The 3306-nt window shown below is 41.2% G+C and carries 3 protein-coding genes and 1 other RNA gene; all 4 read right to left on the bottom strand.

The window, feature by feature from the left end; all coding sequences use genetic code 11:
* Positions 1–17: 17 nt before the first annotated feature.
* Positions 18–365: a transfer-messenger RNA gene (ssrA, locus tag SMSK597_RS12905) on the bottom strand.
* A gap of 61 nt (positions 366–426) precedes the next feature.
* Positions 427–1062, bottom strand: a complete 636-nt coding sequence (locus tag SMSK597_RS08980; protein ID WP_000290663.1) for an SGNH/GDSL hydrolase family protein — start codon at positions 1060–1062, stop codon at positions 427–429.
* Between the two features lies 1 nt (position 1063).
* Positions 1064–1891 (bottom strand): HAD family hydrolase, encoded by an 828-nt coding sequence (locus SMSK597_RS08985; protein WP_000153521.1) that lies wholly within the window; start codon positions 1889–1891, stop codon positions 1064–1066.
* Between the two features lie 21 nt (positions 1892–1912).
* Positions 1913–3232 carry a CapA family protein gene (locus SMSK597_RS12910; protein ID WP_004238171.1) on the bottom strand — a complete coding sequence of 440 codons (1320 nt, stop codon included), beginning with the start codon at positions 3230–3232 and terminating at the stop codon, positions 1913–1915.
* Positions 3233–3306 lie beyond the last annotated feature (74 nt).

Raw genomic sequence — 3306 nt, forward strand, 5'->3', positions numbered from 1 at the left:
CCAAGAATGCAAAGGAATAATGGAGCCGGTGGGAGTCGAACCCACGTCCAAACACCTGCCAACATATTTGTCTACAACCATAGGTTATGTATTAGTTTAACAGTTCCTCGACACATAACTCAAGCCTAGAAACTGCGAGTCTATCAATCTCTTATCAAGCCGCTAGACAGGACTTGATCGTATCTCGCTAATAATAAGACCTGTCATTGAACACGAGCAATCCAAATCGGGTCACGCCTGCTGGTTTTTAGGCAGCTAGAGCGTAAGAAGTGTTATTTTTTGCAGTTATATTTAACTGAGCGTTTACGTCGCCACACGAGTCGCAAAATATGCCTCATAATGCCTGTCGAATCCGTAACGACCCCAAAAGACAATAAAACCATTATACCTTATCTAACACAAAAATGCAAAAAGGAAATCAACTAACTACAAAAGATAATCTTTCAAAGCTTTTGTCAAAACCTGATAACCAGCAACACTGAGGTGCAATCCATCAGTTGTATATTCTTTTTTGAGTTGGCCTGCCTGATCTGTCAAACTATCAAAAACTGACACAAATTCCACCTGCATATAGGCAGAAGCAAGCTCTTGATAGGCTTGATTCCATTTCTGAATTTTTTCATTCGTGCGGATATAGACTGTCTGCTTGTACTCCTCTCCCTCATTGACTGGTAAAATGGAAAGCAGTTTCATCTCTGTCAATGAATAATTGCGAGCAATGGATTGTATGATAGCTTCGAGATTATTGAGAGTCTCATTCACAGGCACATCTTTTCCGATATCATTTGTCCCAATCAGAAGGACAATTTTATCTACTGCTTCACCGTACAGATGCGCATCCAGATTCTCTAATAACAGTCCTGTCTGATAGCCACGAATGCCTCGATTGACAATCGTCTTTGCAGTCCCAAACAACTCCTGCAGAGGATAGTATTCGACAATGGAATCACCAATAAAGAGAATATCTGGCTCTACAACAGAAACCTGATTTAAGTGACGATACTTGGTTTGGATTTTTTCTTGTTCCTTTAGGAGCCAATTTTCTAATAACTGTACTGCCACTTCATTCTCCTTTTTCTAACCATTTTTCCAAGACTTGATAAACTCCTCCTTGGCTGTTGGCTGGCGCTAGAGCCGTCGCAACAGCTTTGGCTTTATCATCAGCATTTTCCATCGCATAGGCAATTCCAGCCATTTCAAGCATTTCAACATCATTTTCACTATCGCCAAAAGCCATGATTTGTTGGGGATTCAAGTCCCAGCGCTTGAGTAATTCTTCCAAGCCCCATGCTTTATGAATTCCAGCTTGAAGGATATCAATGCAACCATAGCCACTGGATACAGCCCGAACACGGCCATCAAAGAGGTCATTGATTTCTTCCAAGACCGAATTCAAACGTTCCTCACCAACAACCATACTCATCTTGAGCACACCACCAAAGAGGTCAGAGGTTAATTCATCCACAAACTGCATCCGTTGATAGAATTTTTCAATCATTTCTGGAGTCATAAAACTTTCAAGGTCTGTAAAAATGGTACCTTCCTTGACGAAACCACCCTTCATCCCCGTTACAACAAACTGGTCCTGACACGCTCGACCCTTGAAATGAGCCAAAGCCTTATCGACAATGGCATCATCCCAAGTCTGAGCCTGAATCAGTTCATTGTTTTCAAAAATACGAGCACCGTTGGCAACCACCAGAACCACTCGATTTACCAAGTGCTCCAGTAGTTGCCTCATGCGGTGAATTTCATTGCCCGTCGCGATGACAAAACGAATGCCCCTTTGATCCAACTGATCTAAAATCTTTTCCAATCGTGGGAGATCCAGCTGTCCCCTAGCATCCAGCAAGGTCCCATCCATATCTGTCGCAATTACTTTAATCGTCATTTACTTCCCTCTGGATTCAAGCTATTCCCACTTCAATCCCACATGTTCGTTCATTTCTTTATAGGCTGTATCAATTCGTTCCTTAGTCGCTTCATCTAATTGGTCACGATGACTGCCACCCTCTATAAAATCTTCCAAGATATAGGTTTGATAATGATATAAAGGATAGCCTTCTGGTGAAAAGGTTCCCTTTGGTGTTCGATTGACCCAAGTAGGATGAGCTTTAGCTGTTTCGATAGTTGTTTTTCCATCCTTCTTCTTAATGGTTACATCCATGAGAACACCACGTTCAGTCCACTTAGCATTTTCTTCATCTCCCATAGATTCAATCCGTTGATTGGAAATGAAGTTCCCCATTGAATAGATAATGAGTTTCTTTTCTCCATCTTTTTCAACCGTTTCAGATGGTTCAACAACGTGAGGATGCCCTCCAAAGATAATATCCGCTCCCCAATCGATCATCTTGTGATAAAGAGCTTTTTGTTCTTCAGTTGGTTCCAATCGATACTCCACACCCATCTGAGGCATGATAATGGTGATATCTGCTTCCTTCTCTGCCCGTTCAATTTCAGCCTTCATCTTATCTTCGTTTAAATCTGAAAGATAACGATTATAGTCTTCCTGAGAAATATACTGTTCAATTCCATTGAATCCATAGGAATAGGCTAACAGTGCAACCTTGATACCATTCACTTCCTTAATGACCAGCGGAGCCTGATCACGTGGCTCGTGCGTATAAACTCCGATTGGAGTGATTCCAGCTTTCTCAATAATATCGGCCGTTGAAATAACTCCCTCAATTTGCGAATCCAAAATATGATTATGAGCTAAATCCAGCACATGATAACCTGCATCCTTAATGGCATCCATAACTTCAGCAGGAGCATTAAAGAGAGGATAACCTGCTAAATAATGATCCTTATTGATGGTTCCTTCAAAATCACCAATAGCTAAATCTGCTTGCTTGAGCCAAGGAGTCACATACTCAAAATTCTCATGAAAGTCATAGGTGCCATCCTCTTTTTTAGCTGAAAAGAAAAGTCCATCGTGGTAGAGCAAATCCCCATTGGCCATAATTCTGGCAGTTTTTTCCTCTTCCTGCTCCTGAGACTTTTGCTTGGTCCCCTCTTGAGAAATAGTATCTCGTTTTTGACTGGTCAGAGGCATGCCTTGGAAACTTTCAAACAATAAGACCAAGCCCATTGATAAAGCAACTGCTAGCAAGAGTACCGCCACAAATCCTTTATTGCTCCACCTGCGATAACTCCTAAAAAAGTTTACCAAGCCCTTCATAAAACGAAAAGCTAAACCACCCTGATTTCTATCTTGTCTTCTTTGCATCTTCATTCTCCCTACTTTCTTATGCAAGCCTTTTCTTTTTATTATATCATAGATAAGTAATTCTTTCACAATTG

It is taken from the genome of Streptococcus mitis SK597 (genome assembly GCF_000148545.1).
Taxonomy (GTDB): Bacteria; Bacillota; Bacilli; order Lactobacillales; family Streptococcaceae; genus Streptococcus; species Streptococcus mitis_C.